The organism is Roseateles sp. (genome assembly GCF_019237615.1).
Taxonomy (GTDB): Bacteria; Pseudomonadota; Gammaproteobacteria; order Burkholderiales; family Burkholderiaceae_C; genus Pelomonas.
In genome coordinates, this window is the sequence record NZ_JAFAGT010000071.1 from 17,069 (window position 1) to 42,225 (window position 25,157).

Consider the following 25,157-nt stretch of genomic DNA (forward strand, 5'->3'; position numbering starts at 1 on the left):
CGGATCGGGATTAATGCAGCGAGGCGCTGTCGGCGAGCAGGAACTCGGCAACGTCGGCGTAGAAGACCTCGCAGCCCTCGGTCACGCACAGGAAGCGCCCCCGCATCGTGCCCTGGGGCGTGCCGATCTGGGCCCAGGAGCTGTACTGGAAGCTCTGGCCCGGCGCCAGCACCGGCTGGTGGCCGACGACGGCCAGGCCCTCGACGACCTGCACCTGGCCGCGCGCATCGGTGATCTCCCAATGCCGGCCGATGAGCTGGGACAGCACGTCGCCGCTGTTCTCTATGGTGATCGTGTAGCTGAAGGCGTACAGGCCTTGCTCGAGATGGGTCTGCTCGGGCAGTGCCTGGACGGCGACGCTGCAACTGAAACGGGGGTTCGCCATCAGGTGATTGTCGGTGCCGAACGCTATGCTCGCCGCATGTTCGTCAGGATGCGTGATCCTAAGTGCTGCGCTGGCCGTTTCTGCTGAGCGCGCTGCTTTGCCTTCCGGCGCCGGCGCAGGAGCTGTCCCTGCGCACAGTCCAGCAGAGCGGCGCCACGGTCAAGTACGACCCGGACGGCGGCAGTGCCAGGCCGGGGCTGTGCCTGGAGGTCCTGCGCGCCGTCGAGCGCACCGACCCGGGGCTGCATTTCACGGGGCTGGAGCAGCAGGTGCCGCTGCGGCGCGTCGAGCGGCTGCTGGCCGATGGCCTCGTGGACGCCTTCTTCTGCCTGCTGAGGACGCCGGAGCGCGAGAAGCAGTGGCACTACGTGCCGGTGCCGCTCTACACGATACGCCACGTCGTCACGCAGCGCGCGGACGATCCACGCCCGCTGGCCAGCCTGGCCGAGCTGGCGGCCCTGAGCCAGCGCAAGCCGGTGCTGATCTCGCGCGGCTCCGCGCTGACGCGCCGGCTCGCGGCGGCCGACGTGGTCTTCACCGAAGTCGGCTCCGAGCGCGAGGCGCTGCAGATGCTGGCGCTGGGCCGCGCCGACGCCGTCTACGGCCAGGACATCAACCTGCAGCGCCACATCGCCGAGAGCAAGATGGGCGACAAGCTGAAGATAGGCCGCACCGTGTTCCAGGAGGAAGCCCAGTACCTCACCGTTCGCGCCGACCTGCCGGCCGGCCAGGAGGAGCGTCTCGCACAGGCGCTGCGCCGGCTGGAGCGCGATGGCGCGCTGCGCCAACTGGCCGAGAAATACCGATGAAGCCGCTCTACCTGCCGCCTGATGGCCGGCCGCGCTGCGCCTGGTGCGCCGCCGCGCCCGGCGACGACGCCTACCTGCGCTACCACGACGAGGAATGGGGCCGGCCCGTGGCCGACGACTTCCGGTTGTTCGAGAAGCTGTGCCTGGAGGGCTTCCAGAGCGGGCTGTCGTGGCGCACCATCCTGAACAAGCGCGAGGCCTTCCGCGCGGCCTTCGCCGGCTTCGACTACCACCGGGTGGCGAAGTTCGACGAGAAGGACGTGAACCGGCTGCTGGCCGACACGGGCATCGTGCGTCACCGCGGCAAGATAACGGCGGCCATCCACAACGCCGGGCGCTGCGTGGAGCTGGCGGCCACGGAGGGCTCGCTGGCCGCCTACCTGTGGCGCTTCGAGCCGGCGCAGAACTCGGTGGCCCACAACCTGTCGCAGTCGCCGGCCTCCGAGGCCCTGTCCAAGGACCTGAAGAAACGCGGCTGGAAGTTCGTCGGCCCGACGACCATGCACGCGCTGATCCAGGCCATGGGCCTCATCAACGACCACCAGCCCGGCTGCCACCACTGGGCCCTGGCCGAGCAGGCGCGCGACGGCTTCAAGCGGCCTGGAACCTAGAATCCGGCCATGGCCGCCCCTCAATACCGCATCGCCCCCAGCCTGTTGTCCGCCGATTTCGCCCGCCTGGGCGAGGAGGTCCGCAACGTGCTGGCCGCCGGCGCCGACTGGATCCACTTCGACGTGATGGACAACCATTACGTGCCCAACCTGACCTTCGGGCCCATGGTCTGCGAGGCGCTGCGCCAGCACGCGGTCAAGCCTGACGGCACGCCGGCCGTCATCGACGTGCACCTGATGGTGCAGCCCGTCGACAGCCTGGCACAGGCCTTCTGCCGCGCAGGCGCCGACATGGTGACCTTCCACCCCGAGGCCAGCGCCCACGTGGACCGCACGCTGCAGCTCATCAAGGCAGAGGGCAAGCAGGCTGGCCTGGTCTTCAACCCGGCCACTTCGCTGGACGTGCTGGAGTGGGTCATCGACAAGGTGGACATGGTGCTCCTGATGAGCGTCAACCCCGGCTTCGGCGGCCAGAGCTTCATCCCCAGCGCGCTGAGGAAGCTCAAGCAGGCGCGCGAGATCATCGCCAGGAGCGGTCGCGACATCCGCCTGGAGATCGACGGCGGCGTGAAGGTGGACAACATCCGCGAGATCGCCGCCGCAGGCGCCGATACCTTCGTCGCCGGCTCGGCCATCTTCGGCAGGCCCGACTACAAGGCCGTCATCGACGCGATGCGCGCCGAGCTGGCCAAAGCCTGAACCAGATGGCGGCCGTCCTGCTCGTCTGCACGGCCAACATCTGCCGCTCGCCGATGGCCGAGGCCATCTTCAAGGCGCGTCTGGGTGAGGTGTTCAAGACCATCGCGTCGGCCGGCGTGCATGCCGACCCGCACGGCGGCCCGGTGGACGCCCGCGCCGCGGCCGCGCTGGCCCGGCATGACTACGGCCTGGCGCGCCGCTGGCGCTCGCACCGCGTCGAGCCGGAGCAGCTGGACAGGTACGACCTCGTGCTGGCGATGGAGGCCGAGCACCTCGCCTGGCTGCGCAGCAAGGCCGCGCCCGAGCTTCAGGCCCGCCTGCAGTTGCTGACCGACTTCGTGCCGGAGATGGCCGGCCAGGACATCCCCGACCCCTACTTCGGCCCCGTCGCGGGCTTCGACGCCGTGATCGGCATGATCGAGCGCGCCGCCGGCGGCCTGCAGATGGCGGCCCGCGAAGGCCGCCTGAGGTTCAGCTGATCAGGCGGCCTTGCTGGCGAACTCGGCCACCGCGCGGGTATCGGGCCCCTCGCCACTGAAGCGGTCCAGCGCCAGGTAGATGACCGGCGTGATGTAGAGCGTCACGGCCTGCGACAGGATCAGCCCGCCCACCACGGCCAGGCCCAGGGGCTGGCGCAGCTCGGCCCCGGCACCCAGGCCCAGCGCGATGGGCAGCGCGCCCATCAGCGCGGCCAGGGTCGTCATCATGATGGGCCTGAAGCGCAGGATGCAGGCCTGGCGTATGGCCTCGGCCGGCGCCAGGCCCTGGCTGCGCTGCACATCCAGCGCGAAGTCGATCATCATGATCGCGTTCTTCTTCACGATGCCGATCAGCATGACGATGCCGATGGTGGCGATGATGGTCAGCTCCATGCCGAAGAGCTGCAGCGTGATCAGCGCGCCCACGGCCGCCGACGGCAGGCCGGCCAGGATGGTGATGGGGTGGATGTAGCTCTCGTAGAGCAGGCCCAGCAGCACGTAGATGACGGCGACCGCAAGGCCGATCAACAGCAGCTGGCCGCCCTGCGAATCCTGGAACACCGCCGCGTCGCCGCCATAGCTGGTGATGACGCTGGGCGGCAGCTTGATCTCCTGCGTGAAGGCCGCGATCTGCTGGGTCGCGTCACCCAGCGGCACGTTCGGCGCGAGGTTGAAGCTGATCGTGATGGCCTGCAGCTGGCCCTGGTGGTTGACGGCCGTCGGGCCCAGCGTGCGCTGCACGGTGGCGAAGGCTGCCAGCGGCACCTGGGCGCCGTTCTTGCCGCGCAGGTAGATCTTGTCGAAGGCCGTCTCGCTGCTGCGGTCGTCGTCGCCCGCCTCCATGATGACCTGGTAGGTGTTGCTCTCCGCATAGATGCTGGACACCTGGCGCTCGCCGAAGGCGCCGTAGAGCGCGTTGCGCAGGTCCTGCATCTGCACGCCCAGGATGGCCGCGCGCTCGCGGTCGATGACGAGGCTGGCCTGCAGGCCGCGCATTTGCGAGTCGCTGGTGACGTCGCGGAAACGGTTGTCGCCGCGCAGCTTCTCCTGCAGCTTGGTGGCCCAGCTGTTGAGCTCGCCGGCCGACACCGACTGCAGCGTGTACTGGTAGCGGCTCTTGCTCTGGCGACCGCCCAGCTGCAGGTTCTGCACCGGGCGCAGATAGACCTGGATGCCGGGCACGGCGCGCAGCTTCTTGCGCAGGCCCTCGAGCACCTTGGGCATGGGCTCACGCTCGCCGCGGGCCTTCAGGTTGATGAACATGCGGCCGGTGTTGGTGGCGGTCCCGGAGGGCCCGCCGCCGACGGCCGAGCTCAGCGCCGCTACGTTGGGGTCGTTGCGCACGATGGACGCGACGCGCTCCTGCAGCAGCGTCATGGCGGCGAAGGAGGTGTCCTCGGCAGACTCGGTGCCGGCCTGGATCTGGCCGATGTCCTCCTCAGGGAAGAAGCCCTTGGGGATGGTGGCGTAGAACCACACCGTCGCGACGAAGCTCAGCAGGGCCACGCCCAGCACCCAGGCGCGATGGCGCAGCGCCAGGTCCAGCGTGCGCGTGTAGGCATTCAACGTGGCCGAGAAGCCGCGCTCGAAGAGCCGGCCCAGCGGCCCGTCCTCATGGTGCTCGCCCGCCTTCAGCAGGCGGCTGCACAGCATGGGGACCAGCGTCAGCGACACGACGGCCGACACCAGGATGGACAGGCCCACGACGACGGCGAACTCGTGGAACAACAGGCCGATGACGCCCGGCATGAAGAAGATGGGGATGAGCACCGCCACCAACGACACCGAGATCGACAGGATGGTGAACGCCATCTCGCGCGCGCCGCGCACCGCCGCGTCGAAGGGCTTCATGCCGTCCTCGACATGGCGGACGATGTTCTCCAGCATGACGATGGCGTCGTCCACCACCAGGCCCACGGCCAGCGTGATGCCCAGCAGCGAGATGTTGTCCAGCGAGTAGCCCAGCGCGAACAGAAGCGTCAGCGCGCCGATCAGCGAGATCGGCAGCGAGGCCGTCGGGATCAGCGTCGCCACCGCACGGCGCAGGAAGATGAAGATGACCAGCACCACCAGGCCCACCGTCAGCGCCAGAGTCAGGTAGACGTCGTGCAGCGACTCGCGGATGGATACCGAGCGGTCGCTCAACGTGTCCATCTTGATGGACGCCGGCATCTGCGCCGCGAAGCGCGGCAGCAAGGCCTTGACCTTGTCTACCACCTGCACGGTGTTGGCGTCAGGCTGGCGCTGGATGGCCAGCACGATGGAGCGCTCGCCCTGGTAGGTGGAGTAGGTCTTGCTGGTCTCGACGCTGTCCTGCACCTCGGCCACGTCGCGCAGCAGCACCGGAGCGCCGTTGCGCGAGGCGACGACGATGCGGCCGAACTCGGTGGCATCGCGCAGCTGGCGGTTGGCCTGGATGGTCAGCGTCTGGCGCGCGCCGTCCAGCACGCCCACCGGCGTGTTGGCGTTGGCCGCCCTCACCGCCCCCTGCAGCTCGTCCAGCGTGATGTTGCGCTGGTTCAGCAGGTCGGTGCTGACCTTGATGCGCACCGCATAGCGCTTCTGGCCGTATATGGACACCTGGGCCACGCCGTCGATGGTGGACAGGCCCGGCGACAGCAGGTTCTCCGCATAGTCGTTCAGCTCGGTCAGGTCGATGGACGGCGAGGTCAGCGCCACCAGCAGCACCGGCGCGTCGGCCGGGTTGACCTTGCGGTAGCTGGGCGGCGAGGTCATCTCCGCCGGCAGCGCGCGCAGGGAGCGGAACAGCGCCGCTTGCACGTCCACCGCCGCGGCATCGATGTTGCGCGAGGGGTCGAACTCCAGCGTCAGCGAGGTGCTGCCCAGCGTGTTGACCGACGAGATGGTCTGCAGGCCCGCGATGGTCGCGAACTGCTTCTCCAGCGGCAGCGCCACCGAAGACGCCATGGTCTCGGGCGACGCGCCGGGCAGCGAGGCACCGACGTTGATGATGGGCGTGTTGTAGGACGGCAGCGCCGCGACCGGGATCTTGCTCCAGGCCGCCAGGCCGGCGATGACCAGCGACAGGTTCAGCAGCACGGTCATGACCGGCCGCCGGATGAAGACCTCCGTGAGCCTCATTTGCCTGCGCCCGAAGCTGCTGCGGAAGCTGCCGGCGCCGCGCCGCCGCTGGGCTGGATGCGCAGCGGTGTTCCCGGGCGCAGGTTCTGCTTGCCCTCCATGACGACCTGGGCCGTCGCGTCCAGGCCCTCGACGACGGCCTGCTCGCCCATGGCCTGGCGCAGCTGCACGGGCACGAGCTTGGCCGTGTCGTCCGGGCCGACGACGTAGACCGAGCGTTCATTGCCGCGCATGATGATGGCGGCCTGCGGCACCACCGTCACGCCCTTGAGCGTGCGCAGCGTGACGCGCACGCGCAGGTACTGGCCCGGCCACAGCGCATGGGCCTTGTTGTCGAACTCGGCCTTGACCTTGATGGTGCCGGTGGTGGCGTCGACGAGGTTGTCCACCGCCGAGACGCGGCCCTTGATGGACGCCGTACCGCGCGGCGCACCGGGCGGCGGCAAGGCCTCCACGTCCAGCTCGCCGGCGCGCGTGGCGCTCAGCAGCGAGCCCAGTTGCGTCTCGGGCACCGTGAAGCTGATGGCGATGGGATCCAGCTGCGCGATGTTGACCAGCGGCAGCGCCGTCGCGTTGGCCTGCACCAGGCTGCCCGGGTAGACGCTGACGATGCCGGCGCGGCCGCTGATGGGCGCGCGCAACTCGTTGTAGCCGACGGTGACCTGGGCAGCCTGCACGGCAGCCTCGTCGCTGCGCATCAGCGCCTGGCCGGCGTCGAAGTTGGCCTGCGCCGTATCGACGGCGTTCTGGGCGATGAAGTTCTGCGCCTTCAGCTCCTTGGCGCGGTTGAGCTGGCGCTCCAGGTCGGCCTGGGCCGCGCGGTCGCGGGCGAGCTGGGCGCGCGCTTTCTCCAGCGCGGCACGGTCGGCGCGGTCGTCGAAGCGGAACAGCAGCTCGCCCTTGCGCACATGCTGGCCGTCCTTGACGAGCACCTGGGCCACGGTGCTGGTCGTCTGCGCGCGCAGGTCCACGCTCTGCAGCGCCGTCACGGTGCCACTGGCCTCCACGATGATGGGCACGTCGGCCTGCCTGACCTTGACGACACCGACGTTCTGGGGCGGCGCGCTCGCTGCGGCAGCCGTGGCCGAGGCGCCGCGCGGCGGCGCCATGCCTTCTGCATCTGCCTTGCGTCCGCAGCCGCTCAGGGCCAAGATGGCCAGGCCACAGAAGATCATCAGTTGAGGGGTCGAGCGCATGAGGCTGGGCGTGCCAAAAGTAATAGGGATTGACCGAAAAAACAGATCAGCTTAACCGGCCCGTTTTACCGGTAGGTTGCTGGCCGCGGTCGACCCGTACTTTTTTTGCCCTCAGCCCTGCAGCGCGCGTGCCAGTCGCGCCCCCGCGATGGCGTTGTTCTTCACCAGCGCGATGTTGGTAGCCAGGCTGCGCCCGCCCGTCAGCGCCTTGATGCGGCCCAGCAGGAACGGCGTGATGGCCTTGCCGGCGATGCCCTGGGCTTGCGCCTCGGCCAGGGCCCGGGCCGTGATCGCGTCGATCTCCTCGCGCGGCATGGCCTCGGCGGCCGGCACCGGATTGCTGATGACCACACCGCCCACCAGGCCCAGCGCCCATTTGGCGCGGATGAAGCGCGCCTGCTCTTGCGCACCGTCCATGCGGAAGTCAGCCTTGAGACCGCTGTCGGGCGTAAAGAAGGCGGCGAAGTTGTCCTGGCCGATGCTCAGCACCGGCACGCCGTGGGTCTCCAGGTATTCCAGCGTCAGGCCCAGGTCAAGGATGGACTTGGCACCGGCGCAGACCACCGCCACCGGCGTGCGCGCCAGTTCCTGCAGGTCGGCCGAGATGTCGAAGCTCTCGGCGCCGCCGCGGTGCACGCCACCGATACCGCCGGTGACGAAGACCTCGATGCCGGCCAGCTGGGCGCAGATCATCGTCGCAGCCACGGTGGTGGCGCCCAGGCGGCCGGTGGCAACGGCATAGGGCAGATCGCGGCGGCTGAGCTTCATCGCGTCCGGCGCCTGGGCCAGCCGCTGCAGCTCGGCGTCGTCCAGGCCCACGCGGATGCGCCCGTCGATGACGGCGATGGTGGCCGGCACGGCGCCCTCGCGGCGGATGACGTCCTCGACCTGGCGGGCCGTATCCAGGTTCTGTGGCCAGGGCATGCCATGGGCAATGATGGTCGACTCGAGGGCCACGACGGGACGGCCCTGCTCACGGGCGGCGGCCACCTCGGGCGAGAGTTGGATCAGTTCGTTCATCGGTGTTCCAGAAACCTGGGGTTCAGTTTGGGGTGGACGCTGTCCTCGGTCTGCAGCGTCAGCGCGGCGAGGTCCAGGCCCAGGCGGGCCGCGGCGTCGAAGTCGGCCGCGTCGCGCAACAGCGCCGCGCAGACGCCGGCCGACAACGCGTCGCCGGCGCCGGTCACGTCGACGACGGGCACGTCGGGCGCCGGCCAATGGCGCGGCGCCCGGCCGGGTTCGCTGAGCAACAGGCCCTCGGCGCCTTGGGAAACGAGCACACGGGCCACGCCGCGCGCATGCAGGGCCGCGAAGGCAGCCTGCGGCTCGGGCGCCACGCAAGCCAGCTCGCCGGCGTTCAGCATCAGCAGGTGCAAGCCGGCGAGCCGCTCGGGCAGGCGTGCCATCTTGGCCTCGGACACGGCCACGCAGACCAGCGGAACACCAGTGGCACGTGCCTCGTCCAGCAGCAGCGGCCAGGCATCGGTGGGCAGGTTGCCGTCGGCGACGACCAGCGCAGCGCCGGCACGCAGCGTCTTGCTGGCCTCCAGCGCCCAGGGGTTGAGGCTCTCCACCAACGGCATGGCCGCCAGGCCCAGCGCCAGGCCACCGTCGGGTGCCAGCACGGCCGTGTAGCTGTCGCTGGCATGGCGGCGCAGCTGTAGGACGGCCTGCGTGTCGATGCCGACGGCGGCGGCCTGCTCAAGCAGCATGCGGCCACCCGCGTCGTCGCCCACGGCGGCCACCAGGGCCACCGGCAGACCCAGGCGTGCCAGGTTCTCGGCCACGTTGCGCACGACACCTCCGGGGGTCTCGTGCGATTCGCAGGGGTTGGACGAGCCGGGCAGCGCCTGCGCCAGCAGTCTGAGCTTGCGGTCGACATTGAGGCCGCCGATGCAGACGATGGGGGCGGCGGTGGTAGTCATTGGCGTCATTCTAGGAAGCCCGCTCGCCGAACCAGGCCGCCATCGTCGCGGCAAGCGCCTGCACCACCTGCGCGTCCGTGCGCCCGCTGCGCGCCCGCACATGGAAGGCATGGTCGGCGTCTTCCTCGATGTGCAGCGTCGCCCCATCGCCCAGGCCCTGCACGACGCCCCGCAGCAGGCCCAGCTCGGCCAGCTCGTCGCGCGTGCCCTGCAGGAACAGCAGGGGCACCCTCACGTCGGCCAGGTGGGCGGCCCGCTCGACGCCCGGCTTGCCCGCCGGATGCAGCGGAAAGCCGACGAAGGCCAGCCCGCGCAGGCCCGGCATGGGCGCCAGGGCCTGAGCCTGCGAGCTCATGCGCCCGCCGAAGGACTTGCCGCCGGCAAACAGCGGCACGTCGGGCAGGCGACCACGCGCCGCCGCCACCGCCGCACGCACGGTGGCATGGGCCAGCGCGGGCGTGTCGGGCCGCTTTGAGCCGCGCTCCATGTAGGGAAACTGGTAGCGCAAGGTCGCGACAGCCTGCTCGAGCAAGGCCTGCGACAGCGCAGCCATGAAGTCATGCTGCATGCCAGCGCCCGCGCCATGGGCGAACGCGTAGGCAGCCCGCGGCCGCGACGGCAGCAGCCACAGGGCGGAGACGGTGGTGCGGTCGTTGACCGTCAGCGAAAGAGGCTCGGGCGGGTTCATGCCGGATGGCGGGGGCAGCAATCCCGCCAGCTTACGACCCGCCCGGGCCGGCGCTCAGCGGCGGCGGCGGGCGCGCCGCACGCCCGCCAGGACCGCCAGCCCGAGCGCCAGCAAAAGCGCCTGCGCCGGCTCGGGCACCGCCACGGCCAGCGCCTGCGCGCCCAGCACCGCGTGCAGCGCCGCGGTGGGATGCTCGTAGTCCCAGTACAGGTAGGCATCGGGGTTGCCGCAGACGCTTGGCGCCGGGCCGCCCGGCAGTGCCTGGCCACCGACGTCGCCCGTGTAGCAGGCGCCGGTCACGTTGGAGAAGCCATAGGCCGAAGGGTTGGCGGTGATCGCGGTATGCGCGGCGTAGACGTCGAACTGGCGGATGTCCAGCGCCGAGAAGGCTGGCTGCGCCAGCGTGCCGGCGAGCGCGGCGTTGAACGCCTGGCTCGCCCCCTGGGCCAGCGCGGACAGGCCGGCCGACCCGCGCGAGTTCACGGCCGGGATCAGCGACAGGTCAGGAAGATTGGCGACCAGGAAATGCGTCGCGCCCAGGCTCGACAGCCCCTGGATCGCACCACCAATCGACTGCATCGACTGGCTGATCGCAGCGCCGACCGCCCCGGGGTTGCCCTGGGCGGCGGCGCCAATGGCGTCGGACATGTCGTTGGCACCTATCCACAGCACGAACAGCGCACCGGCGTCGGCCTGCGCATGGCCGGCCGTGAAGGCGCCGATCTGCTGGTTGAAGCTCAGCGCGCTGGCCGGCAGCCCGGCGGCCATGTAGCCGGTGCGCGCGCCGCCGTAGGCGTAGTCCGTGCCGCCCAGCACGGAGGGGCTCAGACTCAGGCCCAGGCCGGCCGCCAGATGATCGGCGTAGCTCAGGCCGTTGGTGAAGCGGCCGACGATGCTGCCGTTGCTGTAGTAGCTCGTGCTGGGCACCGCGCCACCGGTGACGACAAGGTCGTTGCCGACGTCCGACAGGCTGTCGCCGAACACGAACAGGTTGGAATACGGCTGAGCCCGGGCCAGGGCCGCAAGGCCGAGGCCTGCGGCCAGCAGGACCAGGGGGCGCACCCAGCGGCGCAGGAAGCTTTGCCTCATGTCGTGATGGCTTTCCGGTGAACGCGAAGGCGAGTGGCGGCAGGCGTCGCCTGCCGTGCAGGCGCGGTCGGCGAGGTTGAGGGGCCGGGGCATTCTGGAGGGAGATCCGTCCGCCGCAGGCGGGCTGGCCACGCCGCCATCCTTCATTGTTGGGATGCCACGGATCCGGTCATTTACCATGGCGCCGGCCCGACCGCTCGTCGTCGGGCCACGTCGCTCGGACGGTTCCGGGCGCTCACGTGACATTGCCATGACCTCTTCCCCTTCCGCCTCCGGCGGCAAGCGCCGTTTCGCGCGCATCGACCGCCTCCCACCCTACGTCTTCAACATCACGGCCGAGCTCAAGCTCGCGGCCCGCCGGCGTGGGGAGGACATCATCGACATGAGCATGGGCAACCCCGACGGGGCCACGCCGGCGCACATCGTCGCCAAGCTCGCCGAGGTGGCCCAGCGGCCCGACACCCACGGCTACTCGGCCAGCAAGGGCATCCCGCGGCTGCGCCGCGCGATCTCGCATTGGTACGAGCGCCGCTACGGCGTGGCCATGGACCCCGACAGCGAGGCCATCGTCACCATAGGCTCCAAGGAGGGTCTGGCCCACCTGATGCTGGCCACGCTGGACCGCGGCGACACGGTGCTGGTGCCAGACCCAAGCTACCCCATCCACATCTACGGCGCCGTCATCGCCGGCGCCGACATCCGCGCCATCCCCGTCAGCAGCGAGGTGGACTTCTTCGCCGAGTTGGAGAAGACCATACGCGGCAGCTACCCGAAGCCCAAGATGATGGTGTTCGGCTTCCCGTCCAACCCGACGGCGCAATGCGTGGATCTGGGATTTTTCGAGCGCGTCGTCGCGCTGGCCAAGAAGCACGACATCCTCGTCGTGCACGACCTGGCCTATGCCGACATCGTGTTCGACGGCTACCAGGCGCCGTCCATCATGCAGGTGCCCGGCGCCAAGGACGTGGCGGTGGAGTTCTTCACGCTCAGCAAGAGCTACAACATGGCCGGCTGGCGCATCGGCTTCATGGTCGGCAATGCCGACCTCGTCGCGGCGCTGGCGCGCATCAAGAGCTATCACGACTACGGCAGCTTCACGCCGGTGCAGGTGGCCGCCATCGCCGCGCTGGAGGGCGACCAGCAGTGCGTGCACGACATCGCCGCCAGCTACCAGCGCCGCCGCGACGTGCTCCACAAGGGGCTCACCGAGGCCGGCTGGGCCGTCGACTGCCCCAAGGCCAGCATGTACATCTGGGCGCCCATCCCCGAGCCCTACCGTGCGCTGGGCTCGTTGGAGTTCGCGCGCCAGCTGCTGGAGAAGGCCAAGGTCTGCGTGTCGCCCGGCATAGGCTTCGGCGACCACGGCGACGGCCATGTGCGCTTCGCGCTGATCGAGAACGAGTCGCGCATCCGCCAGGCGGTGCGGGGCATCAAGGCCATGTTCAAGGCCGACGGAGTCCTGCCACCATGATCGCGCCCCGGGCCTGCATCCTCGATCTCGACGGCACCCTGGTCGACACGCTGGGCGACTTCGTCGCCGTGCTGGGCCTCGTGCTGTCCGACCTCGGTCTGCCGCCGGTGACGCGCGGCTTCGTCGAGCACACCATAGGCCGTGGCAGCGAACACCTGGTGCGCACGACGCTGGCCCGGGTGGGCGCCGACGCGGCGCTGTTCGAGCACGCCTGGGTGCTCTACCAGCGGCACTACGCCGAAGTGAACGGCGAGCACGCCGCGGTCTATCCGGGCGTCGTCGCGGGGCTGCAGGCGCTGCGGGCACGCGGCCTGCCGCTGGCCGTGCTGACCAACAAGCCCGCGGCGCCGGCGCGCGAACTGCTGAGGCGCAAGGGTCTGGACGGCTATTTCCAGCAGGTCTTCGGCGGCGACGACTTCGCGCGCAAGAAGCCGGACCCGCTGCCACTCGTCAAGACCTGCGAGACCCTGGGAACGCCACCCGCGACGACATGGATGGTGGGCGACTCGCGCAACGACGCCGAGGCCGCGCGCGCGGCCGGCTGCCCGCTGGTCCTCGTGACCTACGGCTACAACCACGGCGAGGACATCCGCGCCGTGCCGGCGCTGCAGCACCTGGAGCGGCTGGACGCGCTGGCGCTGCCCGCCGGCTGAGGCACGGCCGTGCCGCCGTGCTCAGGGCGGCAGCTGACGCTTGTGGGCGTACATGGCCGCGTCGGCCCGCGCCAGCAGCTCCTCGGCCGTGCGGCCGTCGGGCCCGTACAAGGCCACGCCTATGCTGGCGCTGATGGACAGCCGCTGCCCCTGGAGCAGCAGCGGCTGGGCGAGGCGGCGCGCGATGCGGTCGCCGACGCGTCGCGCGTCGCCCGGGTTCTGCACGCCCGGGAGCAGTAGCAGGAACTCGTCACCGGCCAGCCGTGCGACGAAGTCGGCCTCGCTGAGCGCATGGCGCAGCCGCTGCGCCGCGGCGCGCAGCACCTCGTCGCCAGTCGCGTGGCCGAAGCTGTCATTGATGCGCTTGAAGCGGTCCAGATCGACGAACAGCAGCGCGAAGCCCGGCGCGCCTGCGGCGGCCGTCTCGATCTCGCGACGCACGCGCTGCTCGGCATGACTTCGATTGGGCAGGCCGGTCAGCGAGTCGTGCAGCGCCATCTGCTGCAGCTCGGCGCGCTCCAGCTCGGCTGACAGGTCGCGGATCACGCCCACGAAGCGGATCGCGGTCTCGTCGCTGATGTCGGCCACGGTCAGGTGCATGGGGAACTTGCTGCCGTCGCGTCGCAGCGCCGTCTCCATGCGGCCGGTGCCGATCATGCGCGGCAGCCCGCTGTGCAGGTAGTCCTCGACGTAGCGGGCATGCTTGTGGGCATGGCGGCTGGGCATGAGAAGGCTGACGTTCTGGCCGATGACGTCCTCGGCGCTCCAGCCGAACAGGCGCTCCGCGGCGCGGTTGAACGAACGCAACGTGCCATGCTCGTCGATGATGAGCACGCCTTCGGAGACCCGGTCCAGCGCGCTGCCGCAGACACGGCGCAGCGACACCATGCGGCGCGCGGCGACCAGCCGCTCGCGGAAGGCCCGGGTGGAAAGCGGCTTGGCCAGGAAGTAGTCCACCATGCCGCGCGCACGCCGCTCCAGCAGGTGCAGCAACTCGGGGCTGCCGCCCAGCACCATGATGGGCAGCCAGTCCTTGAAGAGCTGGTCGCGCAGGCGTTCGACCAGGCCCACCAGCGCCTGGCGCCCGATGGCCTCGTCGATCAGCACGAGCTCCACGCGCGACTGCCGGACCAGCGACTCGGCCGCGCCGGCGCCGGCCGCGTGCAGCAGCTCCAACCCCTGGCCGGCGCGCAGCGGCCGCAGCTGCTGCAGCACCTCCTCGTCCGGCGACACGAGGAGCAGACGCAGCGCCGTGCGCGCGGCGCCCTGCGCCTTGGGCGGCGACAGCGCCGGGTCGTGCATGGCTTCAGCCAATGTCGGCATCCTGGAAGTGATGTCTGATCTCCTGTACCCGATGCCGGTTGCGGCTCAGCGCGGCAACCACGTCGGGATCGAAATGCCGGCCGTCATGCGCCTGGATGTACGCCAGCGCCTCGGCGAAGCTCCAGGCGCTCTTGTAAGGCCGCGTTGAGGTGAGCGCATCCAGCACGTCGGCCACGGCCACGATGCGTGCGCTCTCCGGGATGTCGGTGGCCGCCAGGCCGCAGGGGTAGCCGCCCCCGTCCCAGCGTTCGTGATGGTGGAGCGCGATCTCGGTCGCCATCGCCAGCAGCTCGTTGCCCTCGCCCTCGGGCGCGCGCAGGATGGCTGCGCCCTTGACGGTGTGCTCCTGCATGATCTCGCGCTCCTGCGGAGTCAGCGGACCGGCCTTGAGCAGGATGGCGTCGGGGATCGCGATCTTGCCGATGTCGTGCAGCGGGCTGGCATTGAGCATCAGCTCGCAGCGCTCGTCGTCCCAGCCCAGCTCGCGGGCCAAAAGCGCCGAGACATGGCTCATGCGCAGGATGTGCGCGCCGGTCTCGTTGTCGCGGAACTCCGCGGCGCGCCCCAGCATGCGCAGGATCTGCAGTCGCGACTGGCGCAGCGCCGACGTGCGCTGCTGTACCGTCGCCTCCAGCTCGCTCTTCTGCTCCCGCAGCAGGTGACGGTTCATGTGGCCGGTGGCGTGCATCTGGATGCGCAGCAGCAGCTCGTTGGTATCGAAGGGCTTGGCCACGTAGTCGCAGGCGCCGGCCGACAACGCCCGCACCTGGTTGCCGCGACGCGAATCGCCGCTGACGACGACGAGCGGCGGCATGTTGTCGCCATAGCGCTCGCGCAACACGGCCAGCACCTCCCAGCCATCCATGTGCGGCAGGTCCAGGTCCAGCAGCACCGCGTCGAAGCCACGCGCGTCGGACCAGGCGCGCAGCTCGCGCGGGTCGGCCACCAGCGTCGGCGGCGCGAAGCCGGCCGACCGCAGCAGCTCGTCGAGCAGGGCCAGCGTCGTGGGGTCGTCATCGACCACCAGTACGCGGCCACCATGCAGCAAGGGGCGCGACGGCAGCATTTCAGGCCTCCCGGTAGACGGCGACCGCCTGGATCAGCTGCTGCGCGCGCTGGTTCAGCTCGGCGGCGGCCGCTGCGCTCTGCGCCACCATGGCCATGTTCTGCCGCGTCAGGTCCTGCAGGCGATCCAGGTCCGCGTGCACCTCCCGAACGCCGCCGGCCTGCTGGGCCGACTCCGACGCGATCTCGCCCACCAGGCGGCTGACCTCGTTCACCTGCGCCAGGATCTCCTCCCCCGTGCGGTCGGCCGTGGCCACGCCCTCGGCGCTCTCGCCGATATGCCGCAGCGAGTCGTCGACCAGCGCGCGGATCTCGCGGGCCGCCTGCGCCGAGCTCTGGGACAGTGCACGCACCTCCTGCGCCACGACGGCGAAGCCGCGCCCCGCCGGGCCGGCCCTGGCCGCCTCGACCGAGGCGTTCAAGGCCAGCACGTTGGTCTGGAAGGCCAGGCCGTCCATGGTGGCGACGATGTCCGCAATGCGACGGCTGGCCTGGCTGAGCTCGTTCATGCGCCGCACGGCGTCGCGCATCGCATCGCCGCCGCGATGGGCCACCGCGGCGGCCTGCTCGGCCAGCGCGCGTACCTGCCCCGCCGCGCGCGCATTCGCGTCGCTGCTGCGGCCCAGCGCGCCCACCGCCTCGCCGGCCCGGCTCAGCTGCTCCGCCGCCGAACGGCTGCGCGCGCTGACGTCGGCGCTGCCGGCCTTCACCTCGTCGCTGGCCTGCGCCAGCCGCTCCATCTGGCCCGCCACGTCGGACACCAGCGACCTCAGGTTGAGGCCCGCCTGGTTGACCGAGCGCATCAGCAGGCCCAGCTCGTCGAGCCGCCCCAGTTCGCTGACGGCAATGGGTTCGCCGCTCGCCACGCGCGCTGCCTGGGCCGCGATGTGGCGCACCGGGCCCAGCACCTGCCGGCGCAGGTACAGCGTCTGCGCCGCCACGGCGAGGGTCATGCCCAGCGCGACGGCCAGCGGCGTGGGGCCGGCGAACTGCACCGGCAGCAGCGCCAGCGGCACGGCGAGCACGCCCGCCAGCAGCAGCCGCGCCTGCAGCGACAGCAGGCGCCAGGCGCTCAACGGCCTGAGCCAGTCGGAGCGGACGAGCAGGCCCTGGCGGAAGGTCCAGCCGCGCATCAGGCCGTCGCGAAAGCGCTGGTAGAGCCTCTCCGCCCGCGCGACCTCGTCGGCGCCCACCGGCGTGCGCACCGACATGTAGCCCCAGGGCCGCCCGCCACGCCGCACCATCGTGGCGTTGGCGCGCACCCAATAGAAGGCACCGTCCTTGCGGCGGTTCTTGACCAGCGCCGACCACGACTGCCCCCGCTTCAGCGTGGCCCACATGTCGGCAAACGCGGCACGCGGCATGTCGGGGTGGCGCACCAGGTTGTGGGGCTGCCCCACCAGCTCCTCATGCGAGAAGCCGCTGACCTCGGCGAAGACGCCATTGGCATAGACGATCCGGCTGTCCAGGTCGGTCGTCGACATGAGCGTCGCGCCATCGGGCACCTGGTGCTCCTGCCGCGTCACGGGTTGGTTGTCTCGCATCTGGCACGACTCCCTCGGAAAGGCTTTCATCCACGTTGACGTGGCAGCCCCGGATCATGATCGATATCAAACGATATTTCAAATACGTTTGATATCAAACAAACAAGTCGTACCAAAAAACTAGGACGTATGGCTTGGCAGGCCGTCGACTTCGCCCTCGCGCACCCAGCGAGGCGCATCGAGGGCCGCCCGGCCCAGGCCGCACACCACGCCGTCGAGCTCCTGCCTGACCCGCGCCGCGCGTTGCTGCAGCAGCAGGCCCGTGCCGGCCTCGCCCGCGAGCTGCCTGCAGGCGCCGACCAGGCCCTGGGCTCCCAGGCGGCGCGCCACCTGCTCGAGCCGCGTCGCGGCCGCGGCGGCCTCCTGGGCCCGCCCGGCAAGCCAGCCATGCACGGCCTCCTGCAGCAGCCTGCGCCCCTGCTGTTCGATCGCCAGGGCCAGGCCTATGCGCGCCTCCATCCCGGCGGCGCCGAGATGCGGGCCGAACAGCTCCGGCCCGGGCGCGGCGACGGGCGGCCGCGACAAGACCTGCAAGGCCTGGCGCAGCACTGCCGCCGGCGCAGCCAAGTCGACCACCAGCGCCACGCCATCGGCCAAGGCCTCGGCCGTGCGCCGCGCATCGGCGCCATGCGTCATCCCCAGCAGCGGCGGCAGGCCATGCGTGCAATGGAAGGAGCGCAGCAGGCCGAGCGTGTCCGCCGCCGTGTCCAGGTCGACGGCCAGCAGCGCCACGGCCTCGCCCGCCTCCAGGCGGGCCATGGCCGCCTCGGCATCGACACAGGAATCAGCGCGATAGCCGGCCCCATTCAACAAGCTGGCGAGAGTCCGCGTGCGCAACTCATCGGCCTCGACAATCAGCGCAGCCTTCCACATAACCACATTGTCCGTATGGTTTAAGCATCCGGCATCCCCGACCTGGGTGTCACCAGGCCGCCTCCCGGCGGCCTCTCGCTATCATTTCCCGCTAAAGCGCCGCCCACCCGCCCGTGTTCCGAACCGTCACATGCCCACGAACGACGCCTTGGACAGGCTCTACGACAGCCCGGATTTCCTGATCCGGCGCGCACATCAGGTCGCCAGCGCCGCGTTTGCCGAGGCCTGTGCGGACCTGGACCTGACCCCCGCCCAGTACGCCGCGCTGTTCGCCCTGCGCCACCGCGCACCGATCGGCCAGAACGAACTGGGCCGCGTGATCGCCCTGGACCGCGCCACGATGTCGCTGGTCATCCGCCTGCTGCGCGAGCGCGATCTGGTGAGTGCCAGCGACGATCCCACGGACAAGCGACGCAGCCTGCTGGCCCTCACGAGGTCGGGGCGCCTGCTGCTGTCCCGGGCCGAGAAGGCGAGCTGGCGGGCCAGCGAGGAATTGCTGGCCGTCCTCAGCCCCGCCCAGGCGGCCACGCTGATGGAGCTGCTCGGGCTGTTGACCGGCGTGCACCGCCCGGGGCCCTCACCGGCCCCCCAGTGAGGACGCCGGCGGTCGACCTCAGCGCCGACGCTCGCGCTTGACGCCCAGCAGCGAATCCTTCAGCCCGTCGTCGGCGGGCTTCTCTCCCAGCCAGATGCGCAGCAGGGCCGAGTAGAACTCGGGCTCCTTGATGGTTTCGCCGATGGGCTTGCCGTTGAGCAGCACGGTGGAGCCGACGCCGGGCACGTAGTCCACCGAGAAGTTCTCGCCGCTACTGAGCTGCTTGCGGCTGGCGAATATCTCGCTCAGCTTGAGCACGCCGTTGATGGACTTGGCGAACTCGTCGCGGGTGACGTTGGCCTCCATGCCCTTGGTGAAGAGCTTGCCCAGCTCGTTGCCGTCGATGTCGCGCAGCATCTGGATGTGGATGCGCTTGGGGCCGGGGGCCGCCAGCACCTCCTGCGTCGTGCCGGCCTTCTGCGCCAGGTAGAGCCCCGCCGTGTAGACCTTGATGACGAACTTGTAGCGGATGCCGGCACCGTTGAGCTGCAGCTTCTGGCCGGCCAGGTCGAGCGTCGGCTCGTACTTCACATTGGCCACCTCGACCACCTGGGCCTGGGCGCCTGGGCCACCCAGGCTGGCTGCGGCCAGCAGTGCCGCGACGATGAACACGCGCATGTCTCGCTCCGTTGTCGGGCCGCGATAGCGGCCTCTTTGCGACGCGAAGTATGGCCCGAGACGGCGAAAACCCGGCTGATACACTGACCCGGTCATGTTCATCACGCGCAAGCACATCACGGGGTCGAGCGACCGGGGAGCCTGGCCCTGGCGTCGCTGGTCAGCCCTGCCCTGATGCCGCTTGGCGCGCCCTGACGCGCTCCCACACGCGTTGCCCGTTCACGAACCGGGCTGCACGCCAAGCCCTGAACACCGCTGTTTCAAGGTTTGACCGTGATCACCGAACTCGAATTCCAGAGCCTCGCTTCCGAGGGCTACAACCGCATCCCGCTCATCAGCGAGGCCTTTGCGGATCTCGAAACCCCGCTGTCCCTCTATCTCAAGCTCTGCGCCGGCTCCGGCCAGGGCCGCAACAGCTTCCTGCTGGAGTCCGTCGTCGGCGGCGAGCGCTTCGGGCGCTACTCCTTCATCGGCCTGCCGGCGCGCACGCTGATCCGCGCCACCGGCACACGCTGCGAGGTCGTCACCGACGGCGCCACCGTCGAGACGCATGACGGCAATCCGCTGGACTTCATCGCCGCCTACCAGGAGCGCATCAAGCCCAGGATCCCCGCCGGCTTGCCACGCTTCTGCGGCGGCCTGGCCGGCTATTTCGGCTACGAGGCCGTGCGCGCCATTGAAAAGCGCCTGGACCGCGAGCACGGCGGCGAGTCGCTCGGCACCCCCGACATCGTGCTGCTGCTGAGCGAGGAAGTCGCCGTCATCGACAACCTGTCGGGCCGGCTCTACCTCATCGTCTGGGCCGACCCGCGCCAGCCCGAGGCCTATTTCCGTGCCAAGAAGCGCCTCTCGCAGCTGCGCGACAAGCTGAGCTACTCGGTCAGCGTGCCGCGCGTGCCGCGCGGCGAATCGCACCCGGTCACGCGAGGCTTCGCCAAGGCCGACTACCTCGCGGCCGTGGCCAAGGCCAAGGACTACATCGCCGCCGGCGACCTGATGCAGGTACAGGTGGGCCAGCGCATCTCCAAGCCCTACAAGGCCGAGCCCATCGCGCTGTACCGCGCGCTGCGCGCGCTGAACCCCAGCCCCTACATGTACTTCTACGACCTGGGCGAGTTCCAGATCGTCGGCGCCAGCCCCGAGATCCTGGTGCGCGAGGAGCATGCCAGCGACGGCAGCCGCAAGGTCACGATCCGTCCGCTGGCCGGCACCCGCCCGCGCGGCGCGACGACCGAGCGCGACCTGGAACTGGAAGCCGAGCTGCAGGCCGATCCCAAGGAGCGCGCCGAGCACCTGATGCTGATCGACCTGGCGCGCAACGACATCGGCCGCATCGCCCGCGTGGGCAGCGTCAACGTGACGCAGGCCTTCGTCGTCGAACGCTATTCCCACGTCATGCACATCGTCTCCAACGTGGAAGGCGTGCTGCGCCCGGAGGTGGGCCAGCTCGACGTGCTGAAGGCCACCTTCCCCGCCGGCACGCTGACCGGCGCGCCCAAGGTGCGGGCGATGGAGCTGATCGACGAGCTGGAGCCCGTGCAGCGCGGGATCTACGGCGGCGCCTGCGGCTACCTGAGCTTCGCCGGCGACATGGACCTGGCCATCGCCATCCGCACCGGCATCATCAAGAACGGCACGCTGTATGTGCAGGCGGCCGCCGGCGTCGTGGCCGACTCGGTGCCCGAGCTGGAATGGCAGGAGACAGAGGCCAAGGCGCGCGCTTTGCTCCGTGCGGCTGAACTCGTCGAGGAGGGCTTCTAAATGCTGCTGATGATCGACAACTACGACAGCTTCACGTTCAACCTCGTTCAGTACTTCGGCGAGCTGGGCGCGGACGTGAAGGTGGTGCGCAACGACGAGATCACCGTGGCCGAGATGGCCGAGCTGAACCCCGACCACATCGTCTTCTCGCCGGGGCCTTGCACGCCCAACGAGGCAGGCGTCTGCGTGGAAGCCATCCGGCACTTCCTCGGCAAGAAGCCGCTGCTGGGCGTCTGCCTGGGCCATCAGTCCATGGGCCAGGCACTGGGCGGCAAGATCGTCCGCGCCAAGCGCCAGATGCACGGCAAGGCCAGCACGATCACGACCGACCAGCGCGGCGTCTACACCGGCCTGCCCAGGGACTTCTCCGTCATCCGCTACCACTCGCTGGTCATCGAGGAGGCCAGCTGCCCCGCGGTGCTGGAGATCACGTCGCGCAGCGACGACGGCGAGATCATGGGCGTGCGCCACCGCGAGCTGGCCGGCACGGCGACGCCGCTGGAGGGCGTGCAGTTCCATCCCGAGTCCATCCTCAGCGAGCATGGCCACGCAATGCTGCGCAACTTCCTGGAGCTGAAGGCATGAGTCACGCACGGCCGCCCGAAGGGGCTCATTCCCGCCTGTCGGGACAGCGCGAAGCGCGAAGGGTGCACCAATGAGCGATTACGCACCCGGCTCGGGGCATGGCGGCGATGCCGTGGTGGACCTGCGCAGCGACACGGTCACCAAGCCGACGCCCGCGATGCTGGACGCCATCGCCCGCGCGAAAGTGGGCGACGACGTGTTCGGCGACGACCCCACCGTCAACGCGCTGCAGGAGCGCGTCGCCGCACTGCTCGGCAAGGAAGCCGCCCTCTTCATGAGCAGCGGCACGCAGAGCAATCTCTGCGGCCTGCTGGCCCATTGCGCCCGCGGCGACGAGTACATCGTCGGCCAGATGGCCCACACCTACCGCTACGAGGGCGGTGGCGCGGCGGTGCTGGGCAGCATCCAGCCCCAGCCGCTGCCCAACCAGCCCGACGGCACGATCCGGCTGGAGGACATCGCCGCCGCCATCAAGCCCGACGACCCGCATTTCGCGCGCACGCGGTTGCTGGCTCTGGAGAACACCTGGAACGGCAACGTGCTGCCGGGCAGCTATGTGGCGGCGGCCTGCGAGCTGGCCCATTCGCGCGGCCTGTTCGCCCACCTGGACGGCGCACGGCTCTTCAATGCGGCCGTCGCCTCGGGCCGCACGGCCGCCGAGCTGGCACGCCACTTCGACTCGGCGTCCATCTGCTTCAGCAAGGGCCTGGGCGCGCCCATAGGCTCCATGCTGGTCGGCTCGCGCGAGCTCATCCATCGTGCCCACCGCATCCGCAAGATGGTGGGCGGCGGCCTGCGCCAGGTGGGCCTGCTGGCCGCCGCGGCCGACCACGCGCTGACCCACCATGTCGAACGCCTGGCCGACGACCACGCGCTGGCCAGGCGTCTGGCCGAGGGCCTGGCGGCACTGCCCGGTGTCACCGTCACGCCACCGCAGACCAATATCGTCTTCGTGCAGGTCAGCGACGGCCGCGGTCCGGCGCTGCTCGAGCACCTGAAGTCGCGCGGCGTGCTGGCCACCGGCCTCATCGGCCTGCGCTTCGTGACCCATCTGGATGTCGACGCCGCCGGCATCGAGCACGCCATTGCCGCCGCGCGCGAATTCTTCGAGAAGGCCTGAACCATGCCTATCACCGACAACGAAGCCCTGACTCGCGTCATCGAGCACCGCGAGATCTTCCACGACGAGATGCTGACGCTGATGCGCCGCATCATGGCCGGCGAGATGTCGCCCGTCATCGCCGCAGCGCTCATCACCGGCCTGCGCGTGAAGAAGGAGACCATAGGCGAGATCACCGCCGCCGCGCAGGTGATGCGCGAGCTGAGCAACAAGGTGCCGCTGGGCCCGCTGCCGCATCTCGTCGACGTCGTCGGCACCGGCGGCGATGGCGCGCACAGCTTCAACATCTCGACCTGCTCGATGTTCGTCGCCGCGGCGGCCGGCGCGCAGGTCGCCAAGCATGGCAACCGCAGCGTCAGCAGCAAGACCGGCAGCGCCGACGTGCTGGAGGCACTGGGCGCCAACATCCAGCTGACACCGCGCCAGGTGGCCGCGTCCGTCGCGGAGTGCGGCATCGGCTTCATGTTCGCGCCCAACCACCACCCGGCGATGAAGAACATCGCGCCGGTGCGGCGCGAGCTGGGCGTGCGCACCATCTTCAACATCCTCGGCCCGCTGACCAACCCGGCCGGCGCGCCCAACATCCTGATGGGCGTCTTTCACCCCGACCTGGTCGGCATCCAGGTGCGCGTGCTGCAACGCCTGGGCGCCGAGCACGCGCTGGTCGTCTACGGCAAGGACGGCATGGACGAGATCTCGCTGGGCGCGACGACGCTGGTGGGCGAGCTGAAGGACGGCGCCGTGCGCGAGTACGAGGTGCACCCGGAGGACTTCGGCTTCGCGATGGCCAGCAACCGCAGCCTGAAGGTGGAAGGCCCCGAGCAGTCGCGCCAGATGCTGACTGGCGTGCTCGACGGCCAGCCCGGCCCGGCGCGCGACATCGTGCTGCTGAACGCCGGCGCGACGTTGTACGCCGCCAACGTGGCCACCAGCCTGAGCGATGGCATCGCCCGCGCTCGCGCCGCGCTGGACAGCGGCGCCGCGCGTGCCAAGCTGGATGCCTTCGTCAAGACCACCCAGGGGCTGGGAGCCAACTGATGGCCGACATCCTGAACCGCATCGTCGAGGTCAAGTGGGAAGAGATCGCGGCGGCAAAGAACAAGCGCTCGCTGTCGTCCCAGCGCGAGGAGGCTGAAGCCCGCAAGGGCCAGCAGCGCGGCTTTGGGCGCGCGCTGCGCACCAAGATCGCGGCGGGCCAGGCCGGCGTCATCGCCGAAGTCAAGAAGGCCAGCCCCAGCAAGGGCGTGCTGCGCGAGGACTTCCGCCCCGCCGCCATCGCCGAGAGCTATGCCCGCCATGGCGCGGCATGCCTGAGCGTGCTGACAGACGAACGCTTCTTCCAGGGATCGGCGGCCTATCTGCAGGCCGCCCGCGCCGCCTGCGAGCTGCCGGTGCTGCGCAAGGACTTCATGGTCGACGATTACCAGGTCATGGAGGCCGGCGCGATGGGCGCGGACTGCATCCTTCTGATCGCCGCCTGCCTGGCCGACTCGCAGATGGCCGACCTCGAGGCCGCGGCCCATGCCATCGGCCTGGACGTCCTCGTCGAGGTGCACGATGGCGAGGAGCTGGACCGCGCGCTGCGGCTGAAGACGCCGCTGCTGGGCATCAACAACCGCAACCTGCGCAGCTTCGAGGTGACGCTGGACACGACGCTCGCGCTGCTGCCGCGCGTGCCGGCGGACCGCCTGCTGGTCACCGAGTCCGGCATCCTGGGCGCCGCCGACGTGCAGCGCATGCGCGACGCCAATGTGCACGCCTTCCTGGTCGGCGAGGCCTTCATGCGCGCGCCGGACCCGGGTGCCGCCCTGGCAAACTTGTTCGGATGAAGCTGCCCCTGGAGATTCCCGACACCGACTGGCGCCCCGTCGTCGAGGCCTGGGCCGCGTCGCCGGCCGGCCAACGGCTGCAGGGCTTCCTCGAGAAGCGCGTGGCCGCCGGCGCCACCATCTACCCGCCCGAGCCGCTGCGCGCGCTCACACTCACGCCGCTGGCCAGCACCCGCGTCGTCATCCTCGGCCAGGACCCCTACCACGGCCCCGGCCAGGCGGAGGGCCTGAGCTTCAGCGTGCCGCCCGGCGTGCCGCTGCCGCCCAGCCTGCGCAACATCTTCAAGGAGATCCAGCGCGACCTGGGCAAGCCCTTCCCGCCCAACGGCAGCCTGGTGCGCTGGGCCGAGGGCGGCACGCTGCTGCTCAACGCCGTGCTGACCGTGGAGGATGGCCAGCCCGCCAGCCATGCCAACCAGGGCTGGGAAGCGCTGACCGATGCCCTCATGAAGGCGGCCGCCGAAGACGCGTCCCCCAAGGTGTTCATGCTGTGGGGCAACTATGCCCAGGCCAAGGCGCCGCTGATCGAGGCCGCCCGACAGGGGCATCTGGTGCTGAGGGCCAACCACCCCTCACCTTTGTCCGCGCTGAAGCCGCCGCGCCCCTTCATCGGCTGCGGCCATTTCTCGATGGCCAGGGCCTGGCTGGAGGAGCGTGGGCGGGGCACCCCGCGCAAGGCCTGAACCCAGGTCGTGCCGCGGGATTGTTCCGCCAGCAGCAACTCGCCGTTCTGCTGC

Annotated in this window: 25 protein-coding genes; 13 read left to right on the top strand and 12 right to left on the bottom strand. The window is 70.1% G+C overall.

The features are described 5' to 3' along the window. Positions 1-10: 10 nt before the first annotated feature. A complete protein-coding gene (apaG, locus tag JOY88_RS14550) occupies positions 11-385 on the bottom strand; it encodes a Co2+/Mg2+ efflux facilitator ApaG/CorD (RefSeq protein WP_293503349.1) in 375 nt (124 codons plus the stop codon). A gap of 62 nt (positions 386-447) precedes the next feature. Between apaG and JOY88_RS14555 the strand changes: the two genes are divergently transcribed. Genes JOY88_RS14555 through JOY88_RS14570 form a run of 4 tightly spaced genes read left to right on the top strand, consistent with a single transcriptional unit; the run spans position 448 to position 2,983 of the window. Beyond that, positions 448-1,194, top strand: coding sequence for a substrate-binding periplasmic protein (locus tag JOY88_RS14555; protein WP_293503350.1), 747 nt, complete (start codon positions 448-450; stop codon positions 1,192-1,194). Further along, entirely contained in the window at positions 1,191-1,805 is a 615-nt protein-coding gene (locus JOY88_RS14560) for a DNA-3-methyladenine glycosylase I (protein WP_293503351.1), read from the top strand. The genes JOY88_RS14555 and JOY88_RS14560 overlap by 4 nt, the downstream gene beginning before the upstream one ends. 9 nt (positions 1,806-1,814) lie before the next feature. Beyond that, a complete protein-coding gene (rpe, locus tag JOY88_RS14565) occupies positions 1,815-2,504 on the top strand; it encodes a ribulose-phosphate 3-epimerase (protein WP_293503352.1) in 690 nt (229 codons plus the stop codon). A gap of 5 nt (positions 2,505-2,509) precedes the next feature. After that, positions 2,510-2,983 (top strand): low molecular weight protein-tyrosine-phosphatase, encoded by a 474-nt coding sequence (locus JOY88_RS14570; protein ID WP_293503353.1) that lies wholly within the window; start codon positions 2,510-2,512, stop codon positions 2,981-2,983. Here the strand turns inward: JOY88_RS14570 and JOY88_RS14575 are convergent, their stop codons facing one another. The 6 genes from JOY88_RS14575 to JOY88_RS14600 form a co-directional block, all read right to left on the bottom strand. Continuing rightward, positions 2,984-6,085, bottom strand: coding sequence for an efflux RND transporter permease subunit (locus tag JOY88_RS14575; protein WP_293503354.1), 3,102 nt, complete (start codon positions 6,083-6,085; stop codon positions 2,984-2,986). It abuts the gene before it with no gap. After that, complete coding sequence (locus JOY88_RS14580; RefSeq protein WP_293503355.1) at positions 6,082-7,281, bottom strand: efflux RND transporter periplasmic adaptor subunit; 1,200 nt, start codon at positions 7,279-7,281, stop codon at positions 6,082-6,084. Before JOY88_RS14580 ends, JOY88_RS14575 begins: the two co-directional genes overlap by 4 nt. A gap of 111 nt (positions 7,282-7,392) precedes the next feature. Next, positions 7,393-8,301 carry a pseudouridine-5'-phosphate glycosidase gene (locus JOY88_RS14585; RefSeq protein ID WP_293503356.1) on the bottom strand — a complete coding sequence of 303 codons (909 nt, stop codon included), beginning with the start codon at positions 8,299-8,301 and terminating at the stop codon, positions 7,393-7,395. Then, on the bottom strand, positions 8,298-9,206 hold the full coding sequence (locus JOY88_RS14590; protein WP_293503357.1) for a carbohydrate kinase family protein: 909 nt from the start codon (positions 9,204-9,206) through the stop codon (positions 8,298-8,300). Before JOY88_RS14590 ends, JOY88_RS14585 begins: the two co-directional genes overlap by 4 nt. Before the next feature lie 10 nt (positions 9,207-9,216). Further along, positions 9,217-9,894, bottom strand: a complete 678-nt coding sequence (locus JOY88_RS14595) for an alpha/beta hydrolase family protein (RefSeq protein WP_293503358.1) — start codon at positions 9,892-9,894, stop codon at positions 9,217-9,219. A 54-nt stretch (positions 9,895-9,948) separates the two neighbouring features. Next, complete coding sequence (locus JOY88_RS14600) at positions 9,949-10,983, bottom strand: SGNH/GDSL hydrolase family protein (protein WP_293503359.1); 1,035 nt, start codon at positions 10,981-10,983, stop codon at positions 9,949-9,951. Positions 10,984-11,233: 250 nt separating this feature from the next. On the opposite strand from JOY88_RS14600, the gene alaC reads away from it, so the two are divergent. Together alaC and gph are read left to right on the top strand one after the other, a co-directional pair. Then, positions 11,234-12,454, top strand: a complete 1,221-nt coding sequence (gene alaC, locus JOY88_RS14605; RefSeq protein WP_293503360.1) for an alanine transaminase — start codon at positions 11,234-11,236, stop codon at positions 12,452-12,454. Beyond that, positions 12,451-13,107, top strand: coding sequence for a phosphoglycolate phosphatase (gene gph, locus JOY88_RS14610; protein ID WP_293503361.1), 657 nt, complete (start codon positions 12,451-12,453; stop codon positions 13,105-13,107). Before alaC ends, gph begins: the two co-directional genes overlap by 4 nt. A gap of 21 nt (positions 13,108-13,128) precedes the next feature. On the opposite strand, the gene JOY88_RS14615 is transcribed toward gph, so the two are convergent. From JOY88_RS14615 to JOY88_RS14630, 4 genes are all read right to left on the bottom strand, one after another. Further along, positions 13,129-14,421, bottom strand: coding sequence for a sensor domain-containing diguanylate cyclase (locus JOY88_RS14615; protein WP_293503362.1), 1,293 nt, complete (start codon positions 14,419-14,421; stop codon positions 13,129-13,131). Continuing rightward, positions 14,414-15,496, bottom strand: a complete 1,083-nt coding sequence (locus JOY88_RS14620) for an HD domain-containing phosphohydrolase (RefSeq protein ID WP_293503363.1) — start codon at positions 15,494-15,496, stop codon at positions 14,414-14,416. Before JOY88_RS14620 ends, JOY88_RS14615 begins: the two co-directional genes overlap by 8 nt. Position 15,497: 1 nt before the next feature. Then, entirely contained in the window at positions 15,498-17,039 is a 1,542-nt protein-coding gene (locus JOY88_RS14625; RefSeq protein ID WP_293503364.1) for a methyl-accepting chemotaxis protein, read from the bottom strand. A gap of 120 nt (positions 17,040-17,159) precedes the next feature. Continuing rightward, on the bottom strand, positions 17,160-17,912 hold the full coding sequence (locus JOY88_RS14630) for a DNA-binding transcriptional response regulator (RefSeq protein ID WP_293503365.1): 753 nt from the start codon (positions 17,910-17,912) through the stop codon (positions 17,160-17,162). A 130-nt stretch (positions 17,913-18,042) separates the two neighbouring features. On the opposite strand from JOY88_RS14630, the gene JOY88_RS14635 reads away from it, so the two are divergent. Continuing rightward, positions 18,043-18,507, top strand: coding sequence for a MarR family winged helix-turn-helix transcriptional regulator (locus JOY88_RS14635; RefSeq protein ID WP_293503366.1), 465 nt, complete (start codon positions 18,043-18,045; stop codon positions 18,505-18,507). Between the two features lie 18 nt (positions 18,508-18,525). Here JOY88_RS14635 and JOY88_RS14640 read toward each other — a convergent pair whose 3' ends face one another. After that, a complete protein-coding gene (locus tag JOY88_RS14640; RefSeq protein WP_293503367.1) occupies positions 18,526-19,125 on the bottom strand; it encodes a chalcone isomerase family protein in 600 nt (199 codons plus the stop codon). Positions 19,126-19,398: 273 nt separating this feature from the next. Here JOY88_RS14640 and trpE point away from each other — a divergent pair, with 273 nt between their 5' ends. From trpE to JOY88_RS14670, 6 genes are all read left to right on the top strand, one after another. After that, positions 19,399-20,886, top strand: a complete 1,488-nt coding sequence (trpE, locus tag JOY88_RS14645; RefSeq protein WP_293503368.1) for an anthranilate synthase component I — start codon at positions 19,399-19,401, stop codon at positions 20,884-20,886. Then, positions 20,887-21,471 carry an anthranilate synthase component II gene (locus tag JOY88_RS14650; RefSeq protein WP_293503369.1) on the top strand — a complete coding sequence of 195 codons (585 nt, stop codon included), beginning with the start codon at positions 20,887-20,889 and terminating at the stop codon, positions 21,469-21,471. It begins immediately after the preceding gene. 70 nt (positions 21,472-21,541) lie between these two features. Continuing rightward, positions 21,542-22,591, top strand: coding sequence for a low-specificity L-threonine aldolase (gene ltaE / locus JOY88_RS14655; protein ID WP_293503370.1), 1,050 nt, complete (start codon positions 21,542-21,544; stop codon positions 22,589-22,591). 3 nt (positions 22,592-22,594) lie between these two features. Beyond that, complete coding sequence (gene trpD / locus JOY88_RS14660) at positions 22,595-23,629, top strand: anthranilate phosphoribosyltransferase (RefSeq protein ID WP_293503371.1); 1,035 nt, start codon at positions 22,595-22,597, stop codon at positions 23,627-23,629. Continuing rightward, positions 23,629-24,420 carry an indole-3-glycerol phosphate synthase TrpC gene (gene trpC, locus JOY88_RS14665; RefSeq protein WP_293503372.1) on the top strand — a complete coding sequence of 264 codons (792 nt, stop codon included), beginning with the start codon at positions 23,629-23,631 and terminating at the stop codon, positions 24,418-24,420. The genes trpD and trpC overlap by 1 nt, the downstream gene beginning before the upstream one ends. After that, positions 24,417-25,103: a uracil-DNA glycosylase gene (locus JOY88_RS14670; protein ID WP_293503373.1), complete on the top strand. Its 687-nt coding sequence runs from the start codon at positions 24,417-24,419 to the stop codon at positions 25,101-25,103. Before trpC ends, JOY88_RS14670 begins: the two co-directional genes overlap by 4 nt. Positions 25,104-25,157: the final 54 nt, after the last annotated feature.

Excerpts from the sequence above, each read along its gene's own strand:
- JOY88_RS14600 (WP_293503359.1), bottom strand. The coding sequence starts at position 10,983 with ATGAGGCAAAGCTTCCTGCGCCGCTGGGTGCGCCCCCTGGTCCTGCTG.
- JOY88_RS14640 (WP_293503367.1), bottom strand. The coding sequence starts at position 19,125 with ATGCGCGTGTTCATCGTCGCGGCACTGCTGGCCGCAGCCAGCCTGGGT.
- apaG (WP_293503349.1), bottom strand. The coding sequence starts at position 385 with ATGGCGAACCCCCGTTTCAGTTGCAGCGTCGCCGTCCAGGCACTGCCC.
- JOY88_RS14650 (WP_293503369.1), top strand. The coding sequence starts at position 20,887 with ATGCTGCTGATGATCGACAACTACGACAGCTTCACGTTCAACCTCGTT.
- JOY88_RS14590 (WP_293503357.1), bottom strand. The coding sequence starts at position 9,206 with ATGACTACCACCGCCGCCCCCATCGTCTGCATCGGCGGCCTCAATGTC.
- JOY88_RS14670 (WP_293503373.1), top strand. The coding sequence starts at position 24,417 with ATGAAGCTGCCCCTGGAGATTCCCGACACCGACTGGCGCCCCGTCGTC.
- JOY88_RS14625 (WP_293503364.1), bottom strand. The coding sequence starts at position 17,039 with ATGCGAGACAACCAACCCGTGACGCGGCAGGAGCACCAGGTGCCCGAT.
- gph (WP_293503361.1), top strand. The coding sequence starts at position 12,451 with ATGATCGCGCCCCGGGCCTGCATCCTCGATCTCGACGGCACCCTGGTC.
- JOY88_RS14630 (WP_293503365.1), bottom strand. The coding sequence starts at position 17,912 with ATGTGGAAGGCTGCGCTGATTGTCGAGGCCGATGAGTTGCGCACGCGG.
- ltaE (WP_293503370.1), top strand. The coding sequence starts at position 21,542 with ATGAGCGATTACGCACCCGGCTCGGGGCATGGCGGCGATGCCGTGGTG.
- JOY88_RS14570 (WP_293503353.1), top strand. The coding sequence starts at position 2,510 with ATGGCGGCCGTCCTGCTCGTCTGCACGGCCAACATCTGCCGCTCGCCG.
- trpD (WP_293503371.1), top strand. The coding sequence starts at position 22,595 with ATGCCTATCACCGACAACGAAGCCCTGACTCGCGTCATCGAGCACCGC.
- JOY88_RS14595 (WP_293503358.1), bottom strand. The coding sequence starts at position 9,894 with ATGAACCCGCCCGAGCCTCTTTCGCTGACGGTCAACGACCGCACCACC.
- JOY88_RS14560 (WP_293503351.1), top strand. The coding sequence starts at position 1,191 with ATGAAGCCGCTCTACCTGCCGCCTGATGGCCGGCCGCGCTGCGCCTGG.
- JOY88_RS14620 (WP_293503363.1), bottom strand. The coding sequence starts at position 15,496 with ATGCTGCCGTCGCGCCCCTTGCTGCATGGTGGCCGCGTACTGGTGGTC.
- JOY88_RS14585 (WP_293503356.1), bottom strand. The coding sequence starts at position 8,301 with ATGAACGAACTGATCCAACTCTCGCCCGAGGTGGCCGCCGCCCGTGAG.
- rpe (WP_293503352.1), top strand. The coding sequence starts at position 1,815 with ATGGCCGCCCCTCAATACCGCATCGCCCCCAGCCTGTTGTCCGCCGAT.
- JOY88_RS14580 (WP_293503355.1), bottom strand. The coding sequence starts at position 7,281 with ATGCGCTCGACCCCTCAACTGATGATCTTCTGTGGCCTGGCCATCTTG.
- JOY88_RS14575 (WP_293503354.1), bottom strand. The coding sequence starts at position 6,085 with ATGAGGCTCACGGAGGTCTTCATCCGGCGGCCGGTCATGACCGTGCTG.
- trpC (WP_293503372.1), top strand. The coding sequence starts at position 23,629 with ATGGCCGACATCCTGAACCGCATCGTCGAGGTCAAGTGGGAAGAGATC.
- JOY88_RS14635 (WP_293503366.1), top strand. The coding sequence starts at position 18,043 with ATGCCCACGAACGACGCCTTGGACAGGCTCTACGACAGCCCGGATTTC.
- alaC (WP_293503360.1), top strand. The coding sequence starts at position 11,234 with ATGACCTCTTCCCCTTCCGCCTCCGGCGGCAAGCGCCGTTTCGCGCGC.